This window comes from Idiomarina sp. UBA4206 (assembly GCF_002383015.1).
In the GTDB taxonomy this organism is placed as follows: Bacteria; Pseudomonadota; Gammaproteobacteria; order Enterobacterales; family Alteromonadaceae; genus Idiomarina; species Idiomarina abyssalis.
This window is the reverse complement of sequence record NZ_DFTS01000021.1, coordinates 13200-14970: the sequence shown is the minus strand read 5'-3', so window position 1 is coordinate 14970 and position 1771 is coordinate 13200. Positions and strand designations below refer to the sequence as shown.

At 46.9% G+C, this 1771-nt stretch carries 4 protein-coding genes; 3 read left to right on the top strand and 1 reads right to left on the bottom strand.

Features of this window, described 5'->3' with window-relative positions:
* From B3180_RS04500 to B3180_RS04490, 3 genes are all read left to right on the top strand, one after another.
* The coding region (locus tag B3180_RS04500; RefSeq protein ID WP_286843278.1) for a hypothetical protein at window positions 1-257 on the top strand (257 nt) is incomplete at its 5' end.
* A gap of 265 nt (window positions 258-522) precedes the next feature.
* Window positions 523-783, top strand: coding sequence for a type II toxin-antitoxin system Phd/YefM family antitoxin (locus tag B3180_RS04495; protein WP_054489935.1), 261 nt, complete (start codon window positions 523-525; stop codon window positions 781-783).
* A gap of 9 nt (window positions 784-792) precedes the next feature.
* Complete coding sequence (locus tag B3180_RS04490; RefSeq protein ID WP_222236469.1) at window positions 793-1125, top strand: type II toxin-antitoxin system RelE/ParE family toxin; 333 nt, start codon at window positions 793-795, stop codon at window positions 1123-1125.
* 349 nt (window positions 1126-1474) lie between these two features.
* Here B3180_RS04490 and B3180_RS04485 read toward each other — a convergent pair.
* Window positions 1475-1771, bottom strand: a 297-nt coding sequence (locus B3180_RS04485; RefSeq protein WP_286843275.1) for a DUF885 family protein, incomplete at its 5' end; no start/stop codon positions are given.

Sequence of the window (1771 nt, the reverse complement as noted above, 5' to 3'; positions counted from 1 at the left end):
TGTCTACCTCAACCCGTAACTTCCCGAACCGCTTGGGTGATGGTGCAAACGTTTACCTGACTTCTGCTGAATTAGCAGCTGTCGGTGCTATCGTTGGTCGCCTGCCAACTCCGGAAGAATACCTGGAGTACGCACAGGACATCAATTCGATGGCTGGCGAAGTTTACAAATACCTGAACTTCGACCAGATGGATGCCTTCCGCGACGCAGAAAAAGCGGCCAAGGAAAACATCATCCCAACCATCAACGTGGCTTAATGAGTGCTTAGGTTGCAAGGACTCTTTACGAGGACGCCCGCAAGTACTTCCCTGTAGGGCTTGGGCAGCGCCATCCATGGCGCTGCACACCTCGTTAAGAGTCCTCGCAACCGTTGAACGCACTCATTAGCAACTTATAAAACCGCTTCGGCGGTTTTTTTGTGTCTGATATTCAGTAGCCTGTTGTTCACATCAGGTGAGATATCCTGGCTTGCAGGTGGTCTGTTTATAGTCTATATTTAGACTATTCAGTCGGGAGAGATCTATGCAGATAAAAACCATTAGTTACATTAAGCAAAATGCGGCGTCACTGAATGTCGAAGAGCCTATTGTTGTCACTCAGGGTGGAAATCCGGTATACCGTATTGAGTCAGAAGCCAGCGCTCGACAGAGAGACGAAGCTATCGCGACACTTAAATTGATGAATCTGGCTGAACGGGATATTCGAAATCAGAATCTTCTATCTCTTAGCGAAGCAAGAGAAAGGCTAGAGCGTGAACTCAGTACAAAGAAGTTTGAGCTTTAGTCCTCAGTTATGAACTACGATGTTCATTTTACGGAGCTCAGTTATAAGACTCTGGCTGTTTTAACCCGCTATATGGAATCTTTTCTGGGCCAGGAAGAAGCTATTAGATTAGGTCATCAACTTCTTGATTTCGCCACCAATAAACTCGGCGATAACCCTTTGCAATTCCCCATTTCTCATGAACTTGAGACGTTAGGTATCACTGACTATCGAGTAATGCTAGTAGATAATTATAAGATCTTATTTCGTCTGGATGAGAAAGATAAAACGAGTTACGTCATGGCCTTTCTGCGACAGAAACAGAATACCCAAGAGCTGGTTTACCAGATAACGATTTTGTAGTGAGATCTCTGCGCAATAAAACTGATACGTCATTGTTCTGTGTTGGTCAGCGGTGTGTTCGTAAGTCGATAGGGCAGGTTTTTCACTTGTGAGCGTTATGAGTGTTGAGTACTTCTGTGGCGGAGTGTCGAAGGCCAGGGATCGTACATACTGGGAGAAATAATCGTGAGCGCGTCCAATGGTTATAGGGCCTCATGTGGAGGTGTGCAGCGCCAAGGATGGTTTTAAAGACGGTAGAAATAGACAAATAGAATCCCCGCTATCAGGAAGTGTCTGGCGCCATGGATGGCGCCAGCCAAGCCTTACAAGGACGTACTTGCAGGCGTCTTCCTGATAGCGGGGTTCTGTTCTATTTCTGCTCGGCAATCCAGTCGTTGATGTGTTGCTCGAGTACTTTCAGTGGCACGCTGCCGTTTTCCAGTACTGCATCGTGGAATTCACGAATGTCGAACTTATCACCCAACTGCTGTTCTGCTTCGTTGCGTAAACGCTTAATAGTCAGTTCGCCAAGCTTGTATGAAAGCGCTTGGGCAGGCCAGGTAATGTAACGGTCAATTTCGGTTTTCACGTTATGCAGTGACAACGCGGTGTTGTTGGCCATAAAGTCCATTGCGCGTTCACGACTCCAGCCTTTGGCATGCATACC